The organism is Bacillus sp. GbtcB14, from assembly GCF_019091205.1.
GTDB classification, from domain to species: Bacteria; Bacillota; Bacilli; order Bacillales; family Bacillaceae_G; genus Bacillus_A; species Bacillus_A cereus_AG.
The window spans coordinates 85,137-105,620 of the sequence record NZ_JAGXJT010000002.1 but is presented as its reverse complement, the minus strand read 5'-3'; the positions used below and the strand labels follow the sequence as shown (position 1 = coordinate 105,620).

Genomic DNA, 20,484 nt, shown 5'->3' with positions numbered 1-20,484 from the left:
GAAAGTTAATAATTTTGTAAGAATGAATGAAATTATTATTTATTTAGAATTTTATTTTTATTATAATTAATTTAAATTAAGATTTAGAAAAGATGGTGAAGAAGTATGCTAACAATAAAGAAATTGCTTTGCGATAATAAAAAAAATCCGATTGGTATAGATTCAAAAGTTGTTAAAATGAGTTGGATACTTGAGTCGAGTAACCGAAATGTAAAACAACTTGCTTATCAATTGCAGGTTGCGAAGGATAGAGATTTTGAGATTATAATGTTTGATTCGCAAAAAGTAGAAACAGATCAAAGTTTACATATACCAATCAATTCATTTTCATACAGAGCAGAAACGCGTTATTTTTACCGGATAAAGGTATGGGATAATTACGGAGAAGAATCATCTTGGTCAGAAGTAGCATTTTGGGAGACTGGGTTACAAGGGCAAGATAATTGGAGTGGAAACTGGATCGCTGTGAAAAAAGAACGAGCGCAAGTTATGTCCTTTAATAAAAATTTTACTATTAAAAAAGTAGTTAAAAAAGCGCGTTTATATATCACAAGTTTAGGATTATACGAGGCTTCTATAAATGGAGAGCGTATTGGAGATTGTTATTTTACCCCTGGATGGACAAGTTATGATAAGAGGGTACTGTATCAAACGTATGATATAACGCATTTATTAAAGGGTGAGCACAATACTATTTCGGTTCTGGTAGGTAATGGCTGGTATAAGGGGCCACTTACCATGCATCATGTACGTAATTATTACGGTAGAAGACGTATGATAATTGCTCAAGTGCATATAACGTATGAAGATGGAACGAAAGAAAAAATTGTAACAGACGAAGCATGGAAGGTAACTCCAAGCCCAATTTTGTATTCAGAAATTTATGAAGGGGAGGTTTACGACGCTAGGCTAGAAGAAAGTGGGCAAGGGCTAGAAGGTGTTGAAGTAATTGAGCATTCCAAACAAATAATTGTTGCGCAAGAAAACGAAGCGATTCGTAAAATGAAAATTATTAAACCGATTTCTATTTCAAAACTACCGAATCACGAATGGCTCATTGATATGGGGCAAAATATGGTAGGTTGGGTTCAATTTACAGTCCGTCATGTTTATATTGGCCAAAAGATAGAATTGCATCATGCTGAAATCTTGAATAAAGACGGTAGTTTTTACACCGGAAATCTCCGAAAGGCAAAACAAAAAATAGTGTATATAGCAAAAGGAGAAGAAGAGGAAACGTTTGAACCTCATTTTACATATCAAGGCTTTAGGTATGTGAAAATAAGTGGATTAACCCAGCCGCCTCAAATAGCAGATTTTGAAGGGATTGTATTACATACGGATATGGAAAAAGCAACTGAATTTGAAACGTCTAATCCATTAATCAATCAACTTCATCATAATGTGGAATGGTCTCAAAGAGGGAACTTTTTTGATGTGCCAACAGATTGTCCGCAGCGAGATGATCGACTTGGATGGACCGGAGATGCACAAATGTTCATTGGGACAGCTACGCAAATTATGAATGTACAATTGTTCTTTAAAAAGTGGCTCCAAGATTTATCATTAGATCAAAATGTTAATGGAGCTGTGCCTTTAGTCATTCCAGATGCTTTTGGGAAAAGAGCGGATTTTGATGTACATACTTCTGGTGGTTGGGGCGATGCAGCAATTATATGTCCGTGGGTTCATTATTTACATTACGGAGATGTATCGATTTTAAAAGAACAATATGACAGCATGAAGAAGTATATAGATTACATACGTTCACAAGGTGAGAACGAGTATTTATGGGATACAGGCTATCATTTAGGGGATTGGCTCGCATTAGATACGAAACCAGATGTATATGAAGGCGGAACAGACAAGCATTTTATTGCGACAGCTTATTATGCGTATTCTACATCACTTTTACGAAGGATTGCTGAAATTTTAGGTGAAAATACAGATGCTAAGTTTTATGCAGAGTTACATGGGAATATTGTTCAAGCATTTCAAAATGAATTCGTTACACCAAATGGTAGGTTAATTTCAAATACACAAACAGCCCACATATTAGTACTTCTTTTTGAACTAGTGAAAGATGATGTGAAGGCGAAAGTATTTAATCGCTTAATTGAGTTATTAAAAGAAAATAAAAATCATTTAACAACAGGTTTTATAGGAACACCGTATTTGAATTTAATATTAAGCAAGTTTGACCGGCATGACCTTGCTTGTAATCTTCTATTTTATGAAGATTATCCATCATGGCTATACCAAGTGAAAAAAGGTGCCACAACGATTTGGGAACATTGGGATGGCGTGAAAGAGGATGGAACACTGTGGAATGATAGTATGAATTCTTATAATCATTACGCATATGGCTCTATTGTTGAATGGATATACCGATATATTATTGGATTAGAAATGGATGAGACAAAACCTGCATATAAACATTTTTATGTACAACCACATTTTGATTCGAATATAGAATGGGTTAAAGTAAAACGTGAGACAGCTTATGGAGAAATTAAGATTGAGTGGCGGGTAGAAAAGGAACAAGCCTTTTTACATATTTCTGTACCACCTAATACAAGCGCTACATTACGGATAGACGAAACAAATTGGAAAGTAGAATATGACGTTGGAAGGGATTTAGGGTCAGGCGATTATAAATTTACATTTTGTAAAAATATATTGAAGTAGAATTCTGTTTATATAGAAATATTTTTTATTCATTAGGATTATTTAATTCACTGTTTTTCATGTTATGATAAATTTCATATAAGATTGAAAGAAGGTTTTACTACATATGAAACATGCTGAATATGAATACTTAAATTTATGCCGCCATGTAATGGAGCATGGTACGAAGAAAGAAGATCGTACAGGGACAGGCACTGTATCTGTATTTGGATATCAAATGCGTTTTGATCTAAGTAAAGGTTTTCCTTTATTAACGACAAAGAGAGTGCCGTTTCGCCTTGTAGCAAGTGAACTGCTTTGGTTTATGAAAGGTGATACAAATATTCGTTATTTATTGCAGCATAATAATAATATTTGGAATGAATGGGCGTTTAAGAGCTGGGTAGAAAGCGATGAGTATACTGGTCCCGATATGACTGATTTCGGTCTTCGCTCACAACAAGATGAGGAATTTAAAGTGCAGTACGATGAGCAAATGGAATTGTTTAAAAAGAACGTTTTAGAAAATGATGATTTCTCGAATAAATATGGTTATTTAGGAGATGTATACGGAAAGCAGTGGCGTGCCTGGAAAACGACGGCTGGTGAGACGCTTGATCAATTAAAAGATGTAATTGAAATGATTAAAAAAACGCCAGACTCCCGTCGCCTAATTGTTTCTGCCTGGAATCCTGAAGATGTACCAAGTATGGCATTACCACCTTGTCATACGCTATTCCAGTTTTATGTAGCGGACGGCAAACTTTCTTGTCAGTTATATCAAAGAAGTGGTGACATATTCCTTGGAATTCCATTTAACATTGCAAGTTACTCTTTACTAACACATTTAATTGCACATGAATGTGGTCTTGAAGTGGGAGAATTTGTTCATACAATTGGAGATGCACACATTTATACGAATCATTTTGAACAAGTAGAAAAGCAATTGGCACGTGAACCACGTCCATTCCCGAAACTTACATTAAATCCAGATGTGAAATCTGTGTTTGATTTTGAAATGGAAGATTTAACGATTGAAGGATATGATCCACACCCAGCAATTAAAGCACCGGTTGCAGTATAATTGTAGAGGAGATGAAAAAATGATTGTTTCATTTATGGTCGCAATGGACGAGAATAGAGTAATTGGCAAAGATAATAATTTACCTTGGCGTTTACCAAGTGAATTGCAGTATGTAAAGAAAACAACGATGGGCCATTCACTTATTATGGGCAGAAAGAACTACGAAGCGATTGGTAGACCACTGCCTGGAAGACGTAATATTATTGTAACTCGTAATGAAGGGTATCATGTTGAAGGTTGTGAAGTAGCACATTCTGTAGAAGAAGTGTTTGAATTATGCAAAAATGAAGAGGAGATTTTTATTTTTGGTGGAGCGCAAATTTATGACCTCTTTTTACCTTACGTAGACAAGTTATATATAACAAAAATCCATCATGCATTTGAAGGAGATACATTCTTCCCAGAAATGGATATGACAAATTGGAAAGAAGTTTTTGTTGAAAAAGGTTTAACGGATGAAAAGAATCCGTATACGTACTATTATCATGTATATGAGAAGCAACAATAATAATAAGGATTGATGTGGTATTCACATCAATCTTTTTATTTGTATTCATTAATATAAGTTTATAGATGATATTCAATAGTGCTATAATGAAATCTAGCATGTAAAAATGCTAAAATTTTCAAAAGTATTCCTATAGAAAGAGGAGGAGAATCGATTGAGAAAGATATGGGGGATTCTTTTTCTTTGCTTAACGTTCATGTTAGTTGGATGCGGTAAAGAAGAAAAACCACAAGAAGCGTTTGATACATATACAAAAGCATGGAATAAACAAAAATTTGCAGATATGTATGATCAATTGTCAGAAAAGGCAAAAAAAGATATTTCAAAGAAAGAATTCACTGAGAAATATGAAAAGATTTATTCTGGTATTGAAGTGAAAGATTTAAAAGTAGAAACAGGGGAAGTAAAAGAAGATAAAAAAGATGAAGGTCCTGTTCCTTTTAAAGTAAGCATGGACACAGTTGGTGGTAAAATCACTTTTGGTTATGAAGCAAAAATGGTGAAAGAAAAAGATGGAGATAAAGAATCTTGGAAAATAGATTGGACTCCTGACTTTATATTCCCAGGTATGACGAAAGATAGTAAAGTACGTATGCAAACGACACAACCAAAACGTGGTGAAATATACGATCGTAATGGAAAAGGTCTTGCAACGAATGGGAAAGCTTCTGAAATCGGATTGGTTCCTGAAAATTTAGGCGATGCTGCTCCGCAAACGAAAGAAACAGTAGCCAAGTTGTTAAATATGACTGTAGAAGAAATTGATCAAAAATTAGCTGCTAAATGGGTAAAACCAGGATATCTCGTACCAATTGGGATTTTACCTGAAGGAGCAACGCAAAATACGTACATTGATTTACCAGGTGTTGCAACAAAACCAGTAAATGTTCGTTCATATCCGTTAGGAGAAGCAGCAGCACATCTTACCGGTTATATTGGAAAAGTGAATGCTGAAGATTTAAAAACGCTTCAAAAGAAAGGCTATCAAGCTGATGATCCAGTCGGTAAAGCTGGTTTAGAGCAAGTATTAGAGGAAAAGCTACGCGGTAAAAAAGGTGGCCGTGTCTTTGTAGAAGATGCACAAGGAAAAGAAATTAAAAACTTGGCAAAAACAGATGCTGTTGATGGAGAAAACATAACTTTAACTATTGATAGTGCTGTTCAAGAAAAAACTTACAATGAAATGAAGGGCGAAGCTGGTTCAAGTGCAGCAATTAATCCGAAAAGTGGAGAAACAATTGCACTAGTAAGTAGTCCAGCATATGATCCTAATTTAATTGCACGAGGAACATCGAAAGCGCAACGCGAAGCTTGGAATAATGATCCGAAAAAACCGATGACGAATCGCTTTACACAATTATCGGTACCAGGTTCTGTATTTAAACCAATTACAGCTGCAATTGGTCTTGAAACGAAAACGATCGATCCAAAAGAAGAGTTAAAAATTGAAGGGTTAAAATGGACAAAAGATTCTTCTTGGGGTAATTATTATGTAACGCGTGTGAAAGATGCAAATCCGATTGATTTTGATAAGGCGATGAAATACTCGGATAATATTTACTTCGCACAAGAAGCGTTGAAAATCGGAAAAGACAAGTTTATGAGTGAAGCGAAAAAATTCGGATTCGATGAGAAATTACCAATTGAATATGGATTCCCTGCTTCTAAAATTGCAAATGACGGTATTAAAAATGATATTCAAATGGCAGATACAGGATATGGACAAGGACAAGTATTAATGACTCCTCTTCATTTAGCTTTAACGTATGCGCCAATTGTAAATGATGGAACGATTCCATCACCGTATATTATTAAAACAGATAAACAACCAAAAGCTTGGAAAGAAAATGTAATTTCTAAAGGAAATCAGGATATATTAAAAACTGCTATGACGAAAGTAATTAATGATCCGGATGGTACAGGGAAAATTGCTAAGATTGATGGAATGACTCTTGCTGGAAAAACAGGTACAGCGGAATTAAAAGTATCTAAAGAAGCCGAAGGAAAAGAACTAGGCTGGTTCGCTGCATTTGATTTGAATTCGCCAGATATGGTCATTACAATGATGATTGAAGATGTAAAAGGTAGAGGCGGAAGTAACATTCCAGCTGAAAAAGTAAAACATGTTTTTCAAAAATAATATGTAATAAAAGGCTACCTCTATAATTTATAGAGGTAGCCTTTTTGTATGAGAATTCTTAATATCTGTATACTAAATTTTAGAGAAACAAAATAAATCATTAACTTACGAAAAAAAAGTAGCTATTTTTTATTGACATTGATTAAAACTTTTTGTATTATACTTACATAAGGTAAGTTATTAACTTTTAAAAAACAAATCTTGAATTAAAGATAAAGAGAGAAAAGGGAGAGAATACAATGACAAAAGTACTATTTATCACAGCAAATCCAAATTCAGCAGAAGGTTCTTTCGGAATGGCAGTAGGGGAAGCTTTCATCGAGGCTTATAAAAACGAGCATCCACAAGACGAAGTTGTAACAATTGATCTATTCAATACTACTGTACCAGCAATCGATGCAGATGTATTTGCTGCTTGGGGTAAATTTGCAGCAGGTGAAGGCTTTGAAACTTTAACGGAAGCTCAACAACAAAAAGTAGCAGCAATGAACACAAACTTAGAAACATTTATGCATGCAGATCGTTATGTATTCGTAACTCCAATGTGGAACTTTAGCTATCCACCAGTAGTAAAAGCATACTTAGATAACGTAGCAATCGCAGGTAAAACATTCAAATATACTGAAAATGGTCCAGTTGGCTTATTAGAAGGTAAAAAAGCACTTCACATTCAAGCAACAGGTGGCGTATATTCTGAAGGAGCATACGCAGCTGTAGACTTCGGACGCAATCACTTAAAAACTGTATTAGGATTTGTCGGTGTAAATGATACTGATTATATTGCAGTTGAAGGTATGAATGCAAACCCTGAAAAAGCACAAGAAATTAAAGAAGCGGCAATTGCTAATGCTCGTGAATTAGCAAAACGTTTCTAATATAGAATGCTTAAAAAGTCCGAACACTTGATGTTTGGACTTTTTTTCTTCTTTTTCCTTCGTTTGTCTAGTATAATGAAGGTCGGAATGATAATAGGTGGGGGTTCTGTATGATTCAAACGTTTTTTAAAATCTTTTATTTAATTTTAATTGTAATTGCGATTACACCGAGAATGTGGCGTCTTAAAAGACAAGTAAATACGATGGCGCCAAAAGAAAAAGATAATGCTGTGTACAAAACGACAAATTGGTTTGGTAAGAAAATGGTACGTGTAGCTGGAGGGACAGTAGAAGTGAAAGGGCTTGAAAATGTTCCGAAAGACAAGCCGGTACTAGTTGTAAGTAATCACCAAAGTAATATGGATATCCCTGTTTTACTAGGTTACTTAAATAAACCAATTGGATTCGTGTCAAAAGCAGAGATTAAAAAGTTCCCAGTTGTACCAACTTGGATGGAACTTATGAATTGTGTATTTATGGATCGTAGCGATCGTCGTCAATCTCTTAAAGCAATTAAAGATGGAATCGAACTATTAAAGAATGGACATTCTATCGTAATTTTCCCAGAAGGAACGAGAAGTAAAGGTGGCGAAGTTGGAGAGTTTAAGGCTGGTAGTTTCCATCTTGCAGTAAAGTCAGGTGTAGCAATTTTACCTGTAACGTTAGATGGTACATATAAAATGTTTGAAGCGAATGGAAATCGTATGAAGTCAGCTCATGCAACAGTAACAATTTCTAAGCCGATTACACCTGAAGAGTATGCGAATATGGATATTAAAGAATTAACGAAGCATACACAGGAAGTTATCGCATCACAATTACATAAGTAATAAAAAAGGTTTCAGCTTACTATAAGCTGAAACCTTTTTTATTATGCTGTAGGTAAGACGTAAAAGAGTACACAGAAGAACATCATCGCACTACCACCTAAAACGAACAGGTGCCATATGGCATGGTTGAAAGGTAGCTTTTCCCAAAGGAAGAATATAGCTCCGACAGAATATAAAATTCCACCTGCTAAAAGCAGTGAAAAACCATGTCCAGTTAGATTTTCATAAAGTGGTTTAATGGCAACGATTATGAGCCAGCCCATAATGATGTAACATAAAGTTGATGCCTTTATAAAGCGACGTACAAAGAAGATTTTGAAGACGATACCTCCGATTGCAAGTGTCCAAATTATAGCAAGCAACGTCCATCCTAATGGGCCACGAAGTGTAATAAGTAGAAAAGGAGTATACGTGCCAGCAATCAATAAGTAAATGGCTGAATGATCTAAAATAGTAAATATTTTTTCTACTTTAGGATGATGAATGCTATGTAGCAATGTTGAAAACAAGTACAGTAAGAACATGCTTACACCATAAACAGTAAATGCGACTACAGCTGATGAGGTACCGTGCTTAGAAGCATGAATAATCAATATGATTAAGGCAGGGATGCTTAAAATGGCACCGATACCATGTGTAATTGCATTTGCAATTTCTTCTTTTACAAATTGGGTCATTCGTGTCATTTTTTCAGTCATAATGCAAATCCTTTCTACTATCATAAAATAATATGTCATTTCCCTTACCATATCATACACAAGAGCAATAGAAAATGAAATTTGTATAATTGATTATATTTTTGAATTTTTTTGACAAAAGGCAATGGATTTGTTGACGTTTTCAAACTTTTTTGACAAAATAAAATTATGTAATAGTAGGACAAGGAAACTACTAATAAAGGGGATGGGGAAATGTTTTCAAATATTGGCTTTCCAGGGTTAATTTTAATTTTAGTAGCAGTACTCATTTTATTTGGACCTAAAAAATTGCCGGAAATCGGGAAGGCTTTAGGGGAAACGTTAAAAGAGTTTAAAAAATCAACGAAAGAATTGACAGATGACGCATTTCAAGAAAAGGAAAAGAAAGAAAAACTGTAATGTATTTTCCTTGTAATGGATAAATAAAGTGTGGTGAACGAGATGGAAGATCGGGAAATGAGCGTAGTAGAACATATTGTTGAGCTTCGAAAACGAGTAATATATACGGTGTTATCCTTTGTACTATTTTTAATTATTGGATTTACTTTTACAAAGGATATTTATTTTTGGCTTGTAAAAGATTTACCAATGAAATTAACTGTTCTCGGTCCAAGTGATGTATTGTGGATTTTTTTCTCGATTGCTACAGTATTTGCTATCGTTTGTACAATTCCTTTTGCTGCTATACAAATTTGGTTATTTGTAAAACCGGGTTTACATCCAAATGAACAAAAGATGACAGTAATGTATATACCGGTATTGTCTATATTATTTATTGCAGGTTTATGCTTTGGATATTTCGTTGTAATGCCGTTTTTATTTCATTTTTTAACTACGATAGGTAATGAAATGTTTAATACGATGTTTACGACAGAAAAGTATTTTCATTTTGTTCTTAATTTAACAGTTCCATTTGCTGTAATTTTTGAATTACCTGTAGTTGTCATGTTTTTAACGAGTATTGGACTGTTAACGTCGGAATTTCTAATAAAAATAAGAAGGTATGCTTACGTAGCATTGATTATCATTGCATCGTGTATATCACCGCCTGATTTTTTATCTCATAGTTTAGTAGCGGTACCGCTTATTTGTATTTATGAAATTAGTATCGCTTTATCAAAGATTGTTAATAAACGAAAAAAGAAAAGAGAAGAAGAAATACAGTCGAAAAGTGCCTCGTTATAAAGGCACTTTTTTTATATATTTGTTATACTTTAGACATAAACGTATACAATATATAGAAGAAAAAAATTATAGAATCTCCAAAATTTAGACAAACTTTGCGCTTTGCTAAGTTTATACTAAAATTATTAAGCAATATACGGATAACGGGATTCCTGTCTTATTGGATATTTAGGACGGAGGATGAATAGAGTATAAATCTTCTAACCAAAAGGGCTACAGGGATTGACTAAGGATACTTTTGTATTCATAGAAGTCTCCACTTTAAACAACGTGTTACAGCGTAAAGTAGAGGAAGTTCAAAAATCCAAGGAAAAAGAGGATTGATATTGTGATTACGAAAAGTTTTTATTTCACTCATTCAACAGGGGATTGTATTAAAATATTCGAAATCCCTGTCCTACAGGCACAGCATCCATTATCGTTTCTAATTCAGTCTCGTCTTCAATTATTTATTGCAAAAATTCAAAAACAAAAGCATCCAAGATTTTCGTATTCTTTCCGTGAATATTTGCAAAATTGTTTGAAGTGGAATGATTATTTAAATGTATATAAAACAAATACCCTTGAAAAAAATGCATGATACAGAATATGGACAGGGTTAGTAAACTCTGTCTTTTTCATTTTAGGTATAAAAATATAATTAATTTGGTGAAATTTGTTCGAAATTGTTGAAAGCACAGGGAATGCTAGTATAATAACAAGGAGAGCGTATTGGAAAGGGAAGAATATAATATGCAAAAAATTAAAATTGTAACAGATTCAACTGCAGATTTAACGCAGGATGTAATCGAAAAGTATGGCATTCATGTGCTACCATTATCAATCTCTGTAAATGGACAAACATATTTAGATCGCGTTGATTTACAACCTGATGAATTTATTGAAGAAATGATCAAATCAGAGGAATTACCAAAAACATCACAACCGGCAATGGGTACATTTGTAGAAATGTATGACAAGTTAGGCGAAGATGGAAGTGAAGTACTTTCCATTCATATGACAAGTGGAATGAGTGGTACTGTTGCAACTGCGAATAGTGCTGCAACGATGACTGATACAAAAGTAACAGTTGTTGATTCTCAATTTATTACACATGCTTTAGCATATCAAGTAATTGAAGCTGCAAAAATGGCAAATGAAGGGCGCTCACTAGAAGATATTATAAAGCGAATTGATGAAGTGAGAAAAAATACTCGCTTATATGTAGTTGTAGATACATTGGAGAACTTAGTGAAAGGTGGACGTATTGGTAAAGGAAAAGCATTTATCGGTTCTTTACTGAACATCAAACCAATTGCTAACCTTGAAGGTGGAGCATACAATCCAGTGACAAAAGTTCGTAGTCAAGGACAGATTGTAAAGACACTAACAAAAATATTTGAACAAGATACAGCAGGAAAGTCTATAAAAGCTGTTGCAATTCCGCATGCAAAAGCAATTCCATTAGCTGAAAGTGTAAAAGCAGCGGTTGAAAAAGTGAGTGGATTTACTCAATCAGAAATTTTCTATACAACACCTATTATTAGTACTCATACAGGTCCAGGTGCAATCGGATTTATGTATTTAGCAGAGTAATAAAAAGCTACTTGAAACTTATTTCAAGTAGCTTTTTTATGTGAATAGAAAGTAAGAAATAAGAAGGGCTATACAGGCACTACCGCTAATGATATAGCGAGTCTGCAAATATTCATTCATAGAAAACACCTACTAATTAAAGTTTCACTTTATGACTTTCTATAGTATATGTTGGATATTGAAAATAAGTAGTTACGTTATACTTGTAATGTTTCAATTTTTTCATTTGTTTGCTTATCATTTGTTTGCTTATCATTTGTTACGCTATTATAAGTGAAAGTTTGGCCTAAAAAGAGTACATGCAGTTGTTCCCACGGTAACATACGTAAATTCCAATTATTTCGAAGCCTTGTTACTGCCTCGCGGGGTGTTTCATCGGCGAGGGCAAAAGCTCCGTAATGCATTGGTATAAAGTGTGTAGCGTTTAAATCTAAATAAGCTTGCACTGCCTCTTCAGGTGAAACATGAGATACTTTCATAAACCATTCTGGTTCATAAGCACCAATTGGCATAAGGGCAATATCAATTGAAAAGCGTTTGCCAATTTCTTTGAAACCTTGGAAATAGCCACTGTCACCACAAAAATAAATGGTTTCTTTCGTTGTTTCATTATTAATAATCCATCCACCCCAGTGAGATGTATTCATATCAAATAAGGATCTTCTCGTCCAGTGCTGGGCAGGGACAAAGTGAAAGGAAACCGCACTAATTGTTGTATTTTCCCACCAATTATACTCTTCTACGTTAGTAAATTTTTTGCGAGTAAATAATTTTTTCAGCCCAATAGGTACTAGGTATAAAACATCATCATTTAGCTGGCGAAGCGTTGAAAAATCTAAATGATCATAATGACCGTGCGAAATGAGGACAATATCAATTTTAGGTAGTTCTTGTAAAGAAAGACCAGGTTCTGTAAGTCTAGGAACTAATTTTAATTTTGAAGCCCATACTGGATCTGTTAATATATTTAATCCATTCATTTGGATAAGGAATGTTGAATGACCAATCCAAGTTACAGTCGTCTTTTCAAAGTTGTTTTGTAGGAATTTACTTTGTTTAACAGGTGATTGTTCTACTAAAAAAGAAAAATCCTTTTTATTTTGTTTTCGCTCTTTTCGCCAACGTAGGAAGGAACGAATTGATTTTTTTGTGCTTATATTATCCATATTTTCATAACGTTTTGTCATGAACATCACCTCATTTAAAATCGTTGTAATTGTATTGTACCGAAATGTTGTTAAGGAATACAGTGTATAACATGGATGAATGTTTAAAGAATTGTTAAAAAATAGGGGGATGCATTTACAAAAGTAACAATTAAATTCGTTTGCAACTTCTATTTAGAGAAATAATAGTAAAAAATAAATTTTGTCTAGTAATTGGCTTGAAATAAAGAAGTAACATACGTAAATTCGTACGATTTCGTGAACAAATGTAGTAAACAATTTTCTCATAGTGTTAACTTTTGTTATGATAAACATAACCTATTTAAATTTAGGATAGAGAAAAGAGGTTTGTTTATAAATGAAGCGTTATCAAAAAATAATTGGTCTTATGGTTGTATTTTGTCTCTTTGTACTTGCTGGATGTAGTGAATCAGGTTCAAAGCTTCGTAAACCATTGAATTGGGATTTAGAAACTTTCCAATTTACAAATCAAGATGGAAAGTCATTTGGTACAAAAGATTTAAAAGGGAAAGTTTGGGTTGCAGATTTTATGTTCACAAACTGTCAAACAGTTTGTCCGCCAATGACTGCTAATATGGCAAAACTGCAAAAGATGGCAAAAGAAGAGAAATTAGACGTTCAGTTTGTTTCATTTAGTGTAGATCCAGACCTTGATAAGCCGGAGAATTTGAAGGCTTTCATTCAAAAGTTCACAGAGGATACTAGTAACTGGAATTTATTAACGGGTTATTCGTTAGAAGATATTACAAAGTTTGCAAAAGATAATTTCCAATCACTTGTAGATAAACCTGAGAATGGTCAAGTTATGCATGGTACATCATTTTATTTAATTGATCAAAATGGAAAAGTAATGAAAAAGTATAGTGGTATTAGTAATACGCCGTACGAAGACATTATACGTGATATGAAGCGATTAGCGGATTAAAAAGAAGGGTGCATAGCACCCTTCTTTTTTTTACATTAGTCTATGGATAAAATGTCATGCTGTTGTGGAAGTTTTGGTGCACGAATTTCTAACACGCCATTTCGATACGAAGCTTTCGCTGCTTTTTTATTAATTGAGTACGGTAATTTAATTAATCTGGATGCTTCTGAAATAGAACGTTCTCGGCGATAATAGTTATGAGATGTTTCTTCCTCTGCTTCTTCTAGAATCTCTTCTTTTACAGAGACCTTAAAGTATTCACTTTGTATTTCAATTTGAATTTGTTCTTTTTGTATACCTGGTAGTTCAGCTGTAACAACGAGTTCTTCACCAACTTCATATAAATCTACAGGGAATGTTAATAAACGGTTTCCTTTTTGGAAAAAATGATTTAAATCAGCGATTACATTGCGAAGTGGTGTTTGCTCGAAGAAATCATCAATTTGTTTTAAATAATTGCGAACCGGTGGGCGAGAAGAGTCTTTTTTTTCTTCACTCATGGTATTCCCTCCTAGAAATCAATTTGCAATATCATATGACAAAAGCGGAGAAAGGTGATTGCCTAGTTTTCATGTTTTCATAAAAAATTGTTAAAAATGTGAAATGGAGTGATTTTTTTATAGTTTTTGGTCGCCATATTCAATTGATTATGCTAGTATAAATAGGGTTGATATAGTAGTATATAGACAGAATGAAAACTGAAAGAGGGTAAGAAGTATGTGTGGTTTTGTAGGATGTTTATGTGAAAACCCTAGAGAGTTTTCAGAAACAGAAAAACATCAATTTGAAAATATGAACACGATGATTTTCCACCGCGGTCCAGATGACGAAGGATATTTTCGTGATGAACATGTACAATTTGGCTTCCGCCGTTTAAGCATCATTGACTTAGAGGCAGGACATCAGCCGCTAACTTATGAAAATGATCGATATGTAATTATTTTTAATGGTGAAATTTACAACTATGTAGAATTACGTGAAATGTTACTTGAAAAAGGTGCAACGTTTGCAACACAATCGGATACAGAAGTTATCATTGCATTGTATGCGCATATGAAAGAAAAATGTGTAGACTATCTTCGTGGTATGTTTGCATTTATGATTTGGGATCGTGAAGAGAAGAAACTTTTCGGTGCACGTGACCACTTCGGTATTAAACCTTTATACGTCGCACAACAAGGTGATACTACATTCTTCGCATCTGAGAAGAAAAGTATTATGCATGTGATGGAAGATAAAGGCGTTAATCCAACGTCACTACAACATTACTTTACGTACCAATATGGTCCAGAGCCAGAAACATTAACAATTGATGTTAATAAAATCGAGCCTGGTCATTATTTCGTAAAAGAAATCGGTAAAGAGATGGAAATCCATCGCTACTGGAAACCTTATTTCAATGCTTCAAGCGCAACGAAAGAGGAGCATATCCAAGCAATTCGTGATGTGTTATATGATTCAGTAAAAGTGCATATGCGCAGTGATGTACCAGTAGGTTCATTCTTATCTGGTGGTATCGATTCATCTATTATCGCTTCTATCGCAAGAGAAATGAATCCAAATCTTTTAACATTCTCTATTGGTTTTGAACAACGTGGTTTCAGTGAAGTTGATGTTGCCAAAGAAACTGCTGAGAAATTAGGCGTTAAAAATCATAACGTATTCATTTCAGCGAAAGAGTTTATGGATGAGTTCCCAAAAATCATTTGGCATATGGATGATCCTTTAGCAGATCCAGCAGCTGTACCATTGTACTTCGTTGCAAAAGAAGCACGTAAGCATGTAACAGTTGTTCTTTCAGGTGAAGGTGCAGACGAGCTATTTGGTGGTTATAATATTTATCGTGAGCCAAACTCACTAAAAATGTTCTCTTACATTCCTAGCCCAGGTAAGAGCGTTCTAAAAGCATTAAGTGGTGCTCTTAAAGAAGGCTTTAAAGGAAAGAGCTTCCTAGAGCGTGGATGTACGCCAATTGAAGAGCGTTACTACGGAAACGCGAAAATCTTCCGTGAAGAAGAGAAAGTTGAATTAATGAAGTATTACAATGAAAGTGTTAACTATATGGATATCACGAAACCATTGTATAACGAAATTAAAGATTATGATGATGTAAGCAAAATGCAGTACATTGACATGTTCACATGGTTACGCGGTGACATTTTATTAAAAGCTGATAAAATGACAATGGCAAACTCATTAGAACTTCGTGTACCGTTCTTAGATAAAGAAGTATTTGATGTTGCATCTAAAATTCCAACTGAATTTAAGATTGCTAACGGAACTACGAAAGCTATTTTACGTGAAGCAGCACGCGGAATCGTTCCAGATCACGTATTAGATCGTAAAAAACTTGGATTCCCAGTACCAATTCGTCACTGGTTAAAAGACGAAATGCATGATTGGGCTATCAATATTATAAACGAGAGTAAAACAGAGCATTTAATCGACAAACAGTATGTATTAAACTTACTGGAAGCACATTGTGCAGATAAAGGCGATTATAGCCGTAAAATTTGGACTGTACTTGCGTTTATGGTATGGCATCAAATTTATGTTGAGCATAAATACGATACGAATAAGTTCCACGAAGAAACGAAACGTGCGTATAGCTTAGTTTAATTAGAAAAACCTTAAGATCGCATACGATCTTAAGGTTTTTTTCATAAATAGAACGAATTATTGATACAATAATAGTAAAAGGATGGACAACATATGATTACGTTTGAAAAAGTAAATGTAGAAAATGAAAACGTTGTTAATGAAATGTTTCGCTCACATAGTTTAAGTGAGAATCAGGTACAGTATTGTGTGAAAGTTGATGATACATATATTGGTGTAATAGATTATCGTGTTCAAGAGGAGAGTGCGGTTTTATCTCAGTTAATTATTCACTTTGATTATCAAAGTTATGGTTATGGGACGAATACGTATTTTACATTTGAAACGATGATGAAAGAAAGAAATGTGAAAGAGATAAAAGTAATACAAACGGAATTAACGGAACAAGCTAAATCTTTTATAGAGAGCTTTGGTTTTAATGAAGAAGATGGAATATATGTGAAAAAAATATAACGATGGGTAGTTACGCGAGATAAATATAAGGCAGGTGGATATATGACGATGACTTCTGGTCTTGTATTAATTGGAGGGTGTTTTCTAGTAGCAGAGCTAATCCATATGTTCATTCGAAAAAGAATGAATAAGAAGAAAAAGCCGTATGAATTACAATATGCCCCTGTATTTTTCTTTTTATTTTGTATGCTGATTACATTACAAAACATAACGAACTTCCCGCCGCTTTTAAATATTTTTTTGAAGTTCGGTTTGCTGTATAGTAGCACTGGAATAGCCCTTTTATTTCTTTTATTTTGCATACGTTATATTCACTATCAATCGTATATATTTATTTTAAATTGGTTAAAGCAAAATGATAGAAACCGCCTTACATAAGGCGGTTTTTTTATTTGTAATTGTAATGGCTTTGAAAGTCATATGTATATTGCTTTATTTAATAGTAGTTCCATAGATCAAAAAACAACGAGGTGCAATTTGACATGAAATATAAATAAATGGATAACAAGATACAGATATTTTTGTATATAAAGCTCAAAAATTTATTAGAATTTATAAAAATGATTAGATGATTCAACATATTATCTGTTATTAGTATGTGGTAATATATATTCTTAATCTGTAACGTAAGTAGGTGTGTAAATTTGAAATGTGAATCAACTACTCTATATTAAATGCTTGCAAATAGCAGGATTAAATTTTTGGGAGGTATCGTTTTTGTATGTTTAATTTTGATATTTTATTTCTTGAATGGATGACCAGTCTGGAGGGAAGTGTGCTTACAATACTTTTTAAACTTATATCTAATATTGCAAATGAAACGTTGTATTTAGTCATTATTTCAATGTTATATTGGTGCGTCTCTAAAAGAAAAGCATTTCATATGATTGTTATGCTTTGTTTCTCTGGGTATATAGGGCTAGTGGTAAAAGAATTCATGAAAATCCCGCGACCGTATACATACGACGGAATTCAGGCTTTATATGAAAAATCAGCCGCAGGTTATTCTTTTCCAAGTACACACGTCCAGTTAGCGACAACATTTTGGGGCTCTTTTATGATGATATGCACAAAGAGAATCATTTGGATCATTGGAATTATTTTTATAATATTGGTTGCTACTTCTCGTCTATATTTACGTGTCCATTGGCTCAGTGATATAATAGGTGCCATTTTAATTAGTGTCATAGTTGTTTATTTATATACGAGAGTAACAGGGGAATTAAGTGATAGGAAATTTATATTGTTACAGCGAATTGTATTGGCAGTTTCACTCATTATGTATTTTATAACAGACCAAATAGATAATTTTAAATTACTTGGAGTTTTGACAGGTTCTACGATGGGTATCATGTTAGAAAATCATTTTATTAAAATGAATGAAAATAATGATTTTAAAATACAAGTAGTAAAAACAGTATTAGGTCTTAGTTTCATGTTCATGATACAGCTCATACTAAAAAAAGTAATACCTGATATGTATTATGTACGTTATGTATTGACTGGAATTACAATTACTTTCTTATGTCCATTTCTTTTTCACATGTTACGGTTGAAAAATGTGAGTAGCAAATAAGTACAAAAATATTTTGAATAAAAATGAGATCTAAATTATATATATTGAAAAAGTTTTCTGATATATCTATTGACAATGTATGAGATATACATTAGTCTTTAAATGTAAATGATAATCAATTTCAACTTGGAGGACTTATGACACGCACTAAAAATATTCTTATACTTTGCGTTATGTTACTAATGGTCGTAATCGCAGGGTGCGGTAAAGAAGAAGAGAAGAAAGATAAAGATACATCTGTAAAGGCAAAAGATTCATATAGTGTAAAGCATGCAATGGGCGAAACGACAGTAAGTGGTACACCAAAAAGAGTTGTTGTTTTAACAAATGAGGGTGCTGAGGCACTTTTAACTGTTGGGGTAACGCCAGTTGGAACGACAAAACCACGAGCTGGTGATGAATGGTATCCTCATGTAGCAAAAGAGTTAAAAAATACGAAAGTAGTAGGAACTGAGCGTGACATTAATTTAGAAGCAGTAATGAAGCTTCAGCCGGATTTAATTATCGGAAATAAAATGCGTCACGAAAAAATATACGAGCAGTTAAAAGAAATCGCACCAACAGTATATGCTGAAACATTACGCGGTGATTGGAAAGAAAACTTTACACTTTATACTAAAGCTGTAAATAAAGAAAAAGAAGGGCAAAATGCTCTTAATGATTATAAAAAGCGTATTGCGGGAATAAAAGAACAATTAGGTGATAAAGTTAACTCTAAAGTTTCAATTATTCGCTTCGTCCCTGGTGATGTTCGTATTTATCAAAAAAATTCATTCTCAGGCGTTGTATTAAATGATATCGGATTTAAACGACCACCATTACAAGATAAAGATGAATTTGCGATAAAAGGAATTACAAAAGAGCAAATTCCAAATATGGACGGGGATTATTTATTCTATTTCACATCGGATAAAGATGCGGATAAGAATAATGAAGGAAACACGTTAGCGAAAGAATGGACAGAAGATCCACTATTTAAACAGTTACAGGCTTCTAAAGATAATAAAGTATTCCAAGTAGATGAAGTGATTTGGAATACCGCAGGTGGTATTGTAGCTGCAAACCTTATGTTAGATGATATTGAAAAATATTTTCTAAAGTAAATGAATGGTCGAGTACATCACTGGAAATAGGTGATGTACTTTTTTATTTATAAAAATACAGAAAATTCCTTCTTTTAGGTGTGGATAAGTTGTACAATTAAACCAATCATGGAATAAAGGAGTGGGAATAAATGAAAGCTACTCATAAAGATTGGATTTTGTTTAACGGAAGAATTGTAAACACGAAGGAAGAACAGCCGATGATTCCATTAGAGGAGAGAGGATTTCAATTTGGTGATGGTATATACGAGGTATTCAGACTATATGATGGGAAGCCACATTTATTAGATTTACATTTGGAACGATTCTTTAATTCTATGGAAGAAATAAAACTAATTCCGCCGTTTACAAAGGAGGAGTTAGTGGAAGAGTTACATCAAATGATTGAAAAAAATCAATTTCAAGAAGATGGGAATGTATATTTACAAATATCAAGAGGTGCTCAAGCACGTAATCATGTATATGAGTCTAATATGCAACCAACATATTTTGCAAATATTGTTTCGTTTCCAAGACCAATTGCTGCTATGGAACGAGGAATAAAAGTTACTGTAGAAGAGGATATACGCTGGAAGTTCTGCCATATAAAATCTTTAAACCTGCTACCTAATATTATGATTAAAAATAAAATAAACGAACAAGGCTATCAAGAAGCGATATTAGTACGAGATGGAATTGTAACTGAAGGGTGTCATTCAAATTTCTTTATGGTGAAAAATAATAAATTGATTACACATCCGGCTGACAATTTCATTCTCCACGGCATTACACGTCACTTCGTTATTACATTAGCGAAAGAGTTACATATTGAAGTAGAAGAACGAGAATTTTCACTACAAGAAGTTTATGAGGCTGATGAGTGCTTCTTTACAGCGACACCACTTGAAATATTCCCAGTCGTTCAAATTGGTGATGAACAGTTTGGAACCGGCGAAAGAGGACTAATTACAAAGAAACTTCAAATTGCATATGAAGAAAGTATTCGTTTGTTTAAAGTAACGAATTAATATTGAAGAAAAAAGCTGGTATTCCGCCAGCTTTTTTTCATGATATAATTCA

20 protein-coding genes are annotated in these 20,484 nt (G+C 33.6%); 17 read left to right on the top strand and 3 right to left on the bottom strand.

Features of this window, described 5'->3' with window-relative positions:
- Positions 1–105: 105 nt before the first annotated feature.
- The 6 genes from KVT31_RS05515 to KVT31_RS05490 all read left to right on the top strand — a co-directional run bounded on the left by KVT31_RS05515 (position 106) and on the right by KVT31_RS05490 (position 8,104).
- Positions 106–2,688, top strand: coding sequence for an alpha-L-rhamnosidase (locus KVT31_RS05515; protein ID WP_088096280.1), 2,583 nt, complete (start codon positions 106–108; stop codon positions 2,686–2,688).
- A gap of 106 nt (positions 2,689–2,794) precedes the next feature.
- On the top strand, positions 2,795–3,751 hold the full coding sequence (locus KVT31_RS05510) for a thymidylate synthase (protein WP_088096281.1): 957 nt from the start codon (positions 2,795–2,797) through the stop codon (positions 3,749–3,751).
- A gap of 19 nt (positions 3,752–3,770) precedes the next feature.
- Complete coding sequence (locus tag KVT31_RS05505; RefSeq protein ID WP_000637214.1) at positions 3,771–4,259, top strand: dihydrofolate reductase; 489 nt, start codon at positions 3,771–3,773, stop codon at positions 4,257–4,259.
- 154 nt (positions 4,260–4,413) lie between these two features.
- On the top strand, positions 4,414–6,399 hold the full coding sequence (pbpC, locus tag KVT31_RS05500) for a penicillin-binding protein 3 (RefSeq protein ID WP_088096282.1): 1,986 nt from the start codon (positions 4,414–4,416) through the stop codon (positions 6,397–6,399).
- Positions 6,400–6,638: 239 nt separating this feature from the next.
- Complete coding sequence (locus tag KVT31_RS05495) at positions 6,639–7,274, top strand: FMN-dependent NADH-azoreductase (protein ID WP_000170028.1); 636 nt, start codon at positions 6,639–6,641, stop codon at positions 7,272–7,274.
- 110 nt (positions 7,275–7,384) lie between these two features.
- The gene (locus KVT31_RS05490) at positions 7,385–8,104 is read left to right on the top strand and encodes a lysophospholipid acyltransferase family protein (RefSeq protein WP_000616582.1); all 720 of its coding nucleotides are present in this window, start codon (positions 7,385–7,387) and stop codon (positions 8,102–8,104) included.
- Positions 8,105–8,145: 41 nt separating this feature from the next.
- Here the strand turns inward: KVT31_RS05490 and trhA are convergent, their stop codons facing one another.
- Positions 8,146–8,802, bottom strand: a complete 657-nt coding sequence (gene trhA, locus KVT31_RS05485; RefSeq protein ID WP_029442213.1) for a PAQR family membrane homeostasis protein TrhA — start codon at positions 8,800–8,802, stop codon at positions 8,146–8,148.
- Positions 8,803–9,015: 213 nt separating this feature from the next.
- On the opposite strand from trhA, the gene KVT31_RS05480 reads away from it, so the two are divergent.
- The 4 genes from KVT31_RS05480 to KVT31_RS05465 all read left to right on the top strand — a co-directional run bounded on the left by KVT31_RS05480 (position 9,016) and on the right by KVT31_RS05465 (position 11,562).
- Positions 9,016–9,201: a twin-arginine translocase TatA/TatE family subunit gene (locus KVT31_RS05480; protein ID WP_000492442.1), complete on the top strand. Its 186-nt coding sequence runs from the start codon at positions 9,016–9,018 to the stop codon at positions 9,199–9,201.
- A 42-nt stretch (positions 9,202–9,243) separates the two neighbouring features.
- Entirely contained in the window at positions 9,244–9,987 is a 744-nt protein-coding gene (gene tatC / locus KVT31_RS05475; RefSeq protein ID WP_088096283.1) for a twin-arginine translocase subunit TatC, read from the top strand.
- Between the two features lie 328 nt (positions 9,988–10,315).
- A complete protein-coding gene (locus KVT31_RS05470; RefSeq protein ID WP_000629012.1) occupies positions 10,316–10,567 on the top strand; it encodes a DUF2535 family protein in 252 nt (83 codons plus the stop codon).
- 152 nt (positions 10,568–10,719) lie between these two features.
- Positions 10,720–11,562 carry a DegV family protein gene (locus tag KVT31_RS05465; RefSeq protein WP_088096360.1) on the top strand — a complete coding sequence of 281 codons (843 nt, stop codon included), beginning with the start codon at positions 10,720–10,722 and terminating at the stop codon, positions 11,560–11,562.
- 197 nt (positions 11,563–11,759) lie between these two features.
- Here the strand turns inward: KVT31_RS05465 and KVT31_RS05460 are convergent, their stop codons facing one another.
- Positions 11,760–12,749 carry an MBL fold metallo-hydrolase gene (locus KVT31_RS05460; RefSeq protein ID WP_088096285.1) on the bottom strand — a complete coding sequence of 330 codons (990 nt, stop codon included), beginning with the start codon at positions 12,747–12,749 and terminating at the stop codon, positions 11,760–11,762.
- A 337-nt stretch (positions 12,750–13,086) separates the two neighbouring features.
- Between KVT31_RS05460 and KVT31_RS05455 the strand changes: the two genes are divergently transcribed.
- Positions 13,087–13,674, top strand: a complete 588-nt coding sequence (locus tag KVT31_RS05455; protein ID WP_088096286.1) for an SCO family protein — start codon at positions 13,087–13,089, stop codon at positions 13,672–13,674.
- Between the two features lie 35 nt (positions 13,675–13,709).
- Here KVT31_RS05455 and KVT31_RS05450 read toward each other — a convergent pair whose 3' ends face one another.
- On the bottom strand, positions 13,710–14,174 hold the full coding sequence (locus KVT31_RS05450) for an Hsp20/alpha crystallin family protein (protein ID WP_088096287.1): 465 nt from the start codon (positions 14,172–14,174) through the stop codon (positions 13,710–13,712).
- A gap of 217 nt (positions 14,175–14,391) precedes the next feature.
- On the opposite strand from KVT31_RS05450, the gene asnB reads away from it, so the two are divergent.
- The 6 genes from asnB to dat all read left to right on the top strand — a co-directional run bounded on the left by asnB (position 14,392) and on the right by dat (position 20,432).
- Complete coding sequence (asnB, locus tag KVT31_RS05445) at positions 14,392–16,293, top strand: asparagine synthase (glutamine-hydrolyzing) (RefSeq protein WP_000333826.1); 1,902 nt, start codon at positions 14,392–14,394, stop codon at positions 16,291–16,293.
- A gap of 93 nt (positions 16,294–16,386) precedes the next feature.
- On the top strand, positions 16,387–16,746 hold the full coding sequence (locus tag KVT31_RS05440; RefSeq protein WP_088096288.1) for a GNAT family N-acetyltransferase: 360 nt from the start codon (positions 16,387–16,389) through the stop codon (positions 16,744–16,746).
- A gap of 48 nt (positions 16,747–16,794) precedes the next feature.
- A complete protein-coding gene (locus KVT31_RS05435) occupies positions 16,795–17,124 on the top strand; it encodes a hypothetical protein (RefSeq protein WP_088096289.1) in 330 nt (109 codons plus the stop codon).
- Positions 17,125–17,467: 343 nt separating this feature from the next.
- A complete protein-coding gene (locus KVT31_RS05430; RefSeq protein WP_088096290.1) occupies positions 17,468–18,322 on the top strand; it encodes a phosphatase PAP2 family protein in 855 nt (284 codons plus the stop codon).
- A gap of 137 nt (positions 18,323–18,459) precedes the next feature.
- Complete coding sequence (locus KVT31_RS05425; RefSeq protein ID WP_088096291.1) at positions 18,460–19,425, top strand: ABC transporter substrate-binding protein; 966 nt, start codon at positions 18,460–18,462, stop codon at positions 19,423–19,425.
- A gap of 131 nt (positions 19,426–19,556) precedes the next feature.
- Positions 19,557–20,432 carry a D-amino-acid transaminase gene (dat, locus tag KVT31_RS05420; protein ID WP_088096292.1) on the top strand — a complete coding sequence of 292 codons (876 nt, stop codon included), beginning with the start codon at positions 19,557–19,559 and terminating at the stop codon, positions 20,430–20,432.
- Positions 20,433–20,484: the final 52 nt, after the last annotated feature.

Coding starts and splice junctions, on each gene's coding strand:
- KVT31_RS05515 (WP_088096280.1), top strand. CDS start 106: ATGCTAACAATAAAGAAATTGCTTTGCGATAATAAAAAAAATCCGATT.
- KVT31_RS05510 (WP_088096281.1), top strand. CDS start 2,795: ATGAAACATGCTGAATATGAATACTTAAATTTATGCCGCCATGTAATG.
- KVT31_RS05505 (WP_000637214.1), top strand. CDS start 3,771: ATGATTGTTTCATTTATGGTCGCAATGGACGAGAATAGAGTAATTGGC.
- KVT31_RS05495 (WP_000170028.1), top strand. CDS start 6,639: ATGACAAAAGTACTATTTATCACAGCAAATCCAAATTCAGCAGAAGGT.
- KVT31_RS05490 (WP_000616582.1), top strand. CDS start 7,385: ATGATTCAAACGTTTTTTAAAATCTTTTATTTAATTTTAATTGTAATT.
- trhA (WP_029442213.1), bottom strand. CDS start 8,802: ATGACTGAAAAAATGACACGAATGACCCAATTTGTAAAAGAAGAAATT.
- KVT31_RS05480 (WP_000492442.1), top strand. CDS start 9,016: ATGTTTTCAAATATTGGCTTTCCAGGGTTAATTTTAATTTTAGTAGCA.
- tatC (WP_088096283.1), top strand. CDS start 9,244: ATGGAAGATCGGGAAATGAGCGTAGTAGAACATATTGTTGAGCTTCGA.
- KVT31_RS05465 (WP_088096360.1), top strand. CDS start 10,720: ATGCAAAAAATTAAAATTGTAACAGATTCAACTGCAGATTTAACGCAG.
- KVT31_RS05460 (WP_088096285.1), bottom strand. CDS start 12,749: ATGACAAAACGTTATGAAAATATGGATAATATAAGCACAAAAAAATCA.
- KVT31_RS05455 (WP_088096286.1), top strand. CDS start 13,087: ATGAAGCGTTATCAAAAAATAATTGGTCTTATGGTTGTATTTTGTCTC.
- KVT31_RS05450 (WP_088096287.1), bottom strand. CDS start 14,174: ATGAGTGAAGAAAAAAAAGACTCTTCTCGCCCACCGGTTCGCAATTAT.
- asnB (WP_000333826.1), top strand. CDS start 14,392: ATGTGTGGTTTTGTAGGATGTTTATGTGAAAACCCTAGAGAGTTTTCA.
- KVT31_RS05440 (WP_088096288.1), top strand. CDS start 16,387: ATGATTACGTTTGAAAAAGTAAATGTAGAAAATGAAAACGTTGTTAAT.
- KVT31_RS05435 (WP_088096289.1), top strand. CDS start 16,795: ATGACTTCTGGTCTTGTATTAATTGGAGGGTGTTTTCTAGTAGCAGAG.
- KVT31_RS05430 (WP_088096290.1), top strand. CDS start 17,468: ATGTTTAATTTTGATATTTTATTTCTTGAATGGATGACCAGTCTGGAG.
- KVT31_RS05425 (WP_088096291.1), top strand. CDS start 18,460: ATGACACGCACTAAAAATATTCTTATACTTTGCGTTATGTTACTAATG.
- dat (WP_088096292.1), top strand. CDS start 19,557: ATGAAAGCTACTCATAAAGATTGGATTTTGTTTAACGGAAGAATTGTA.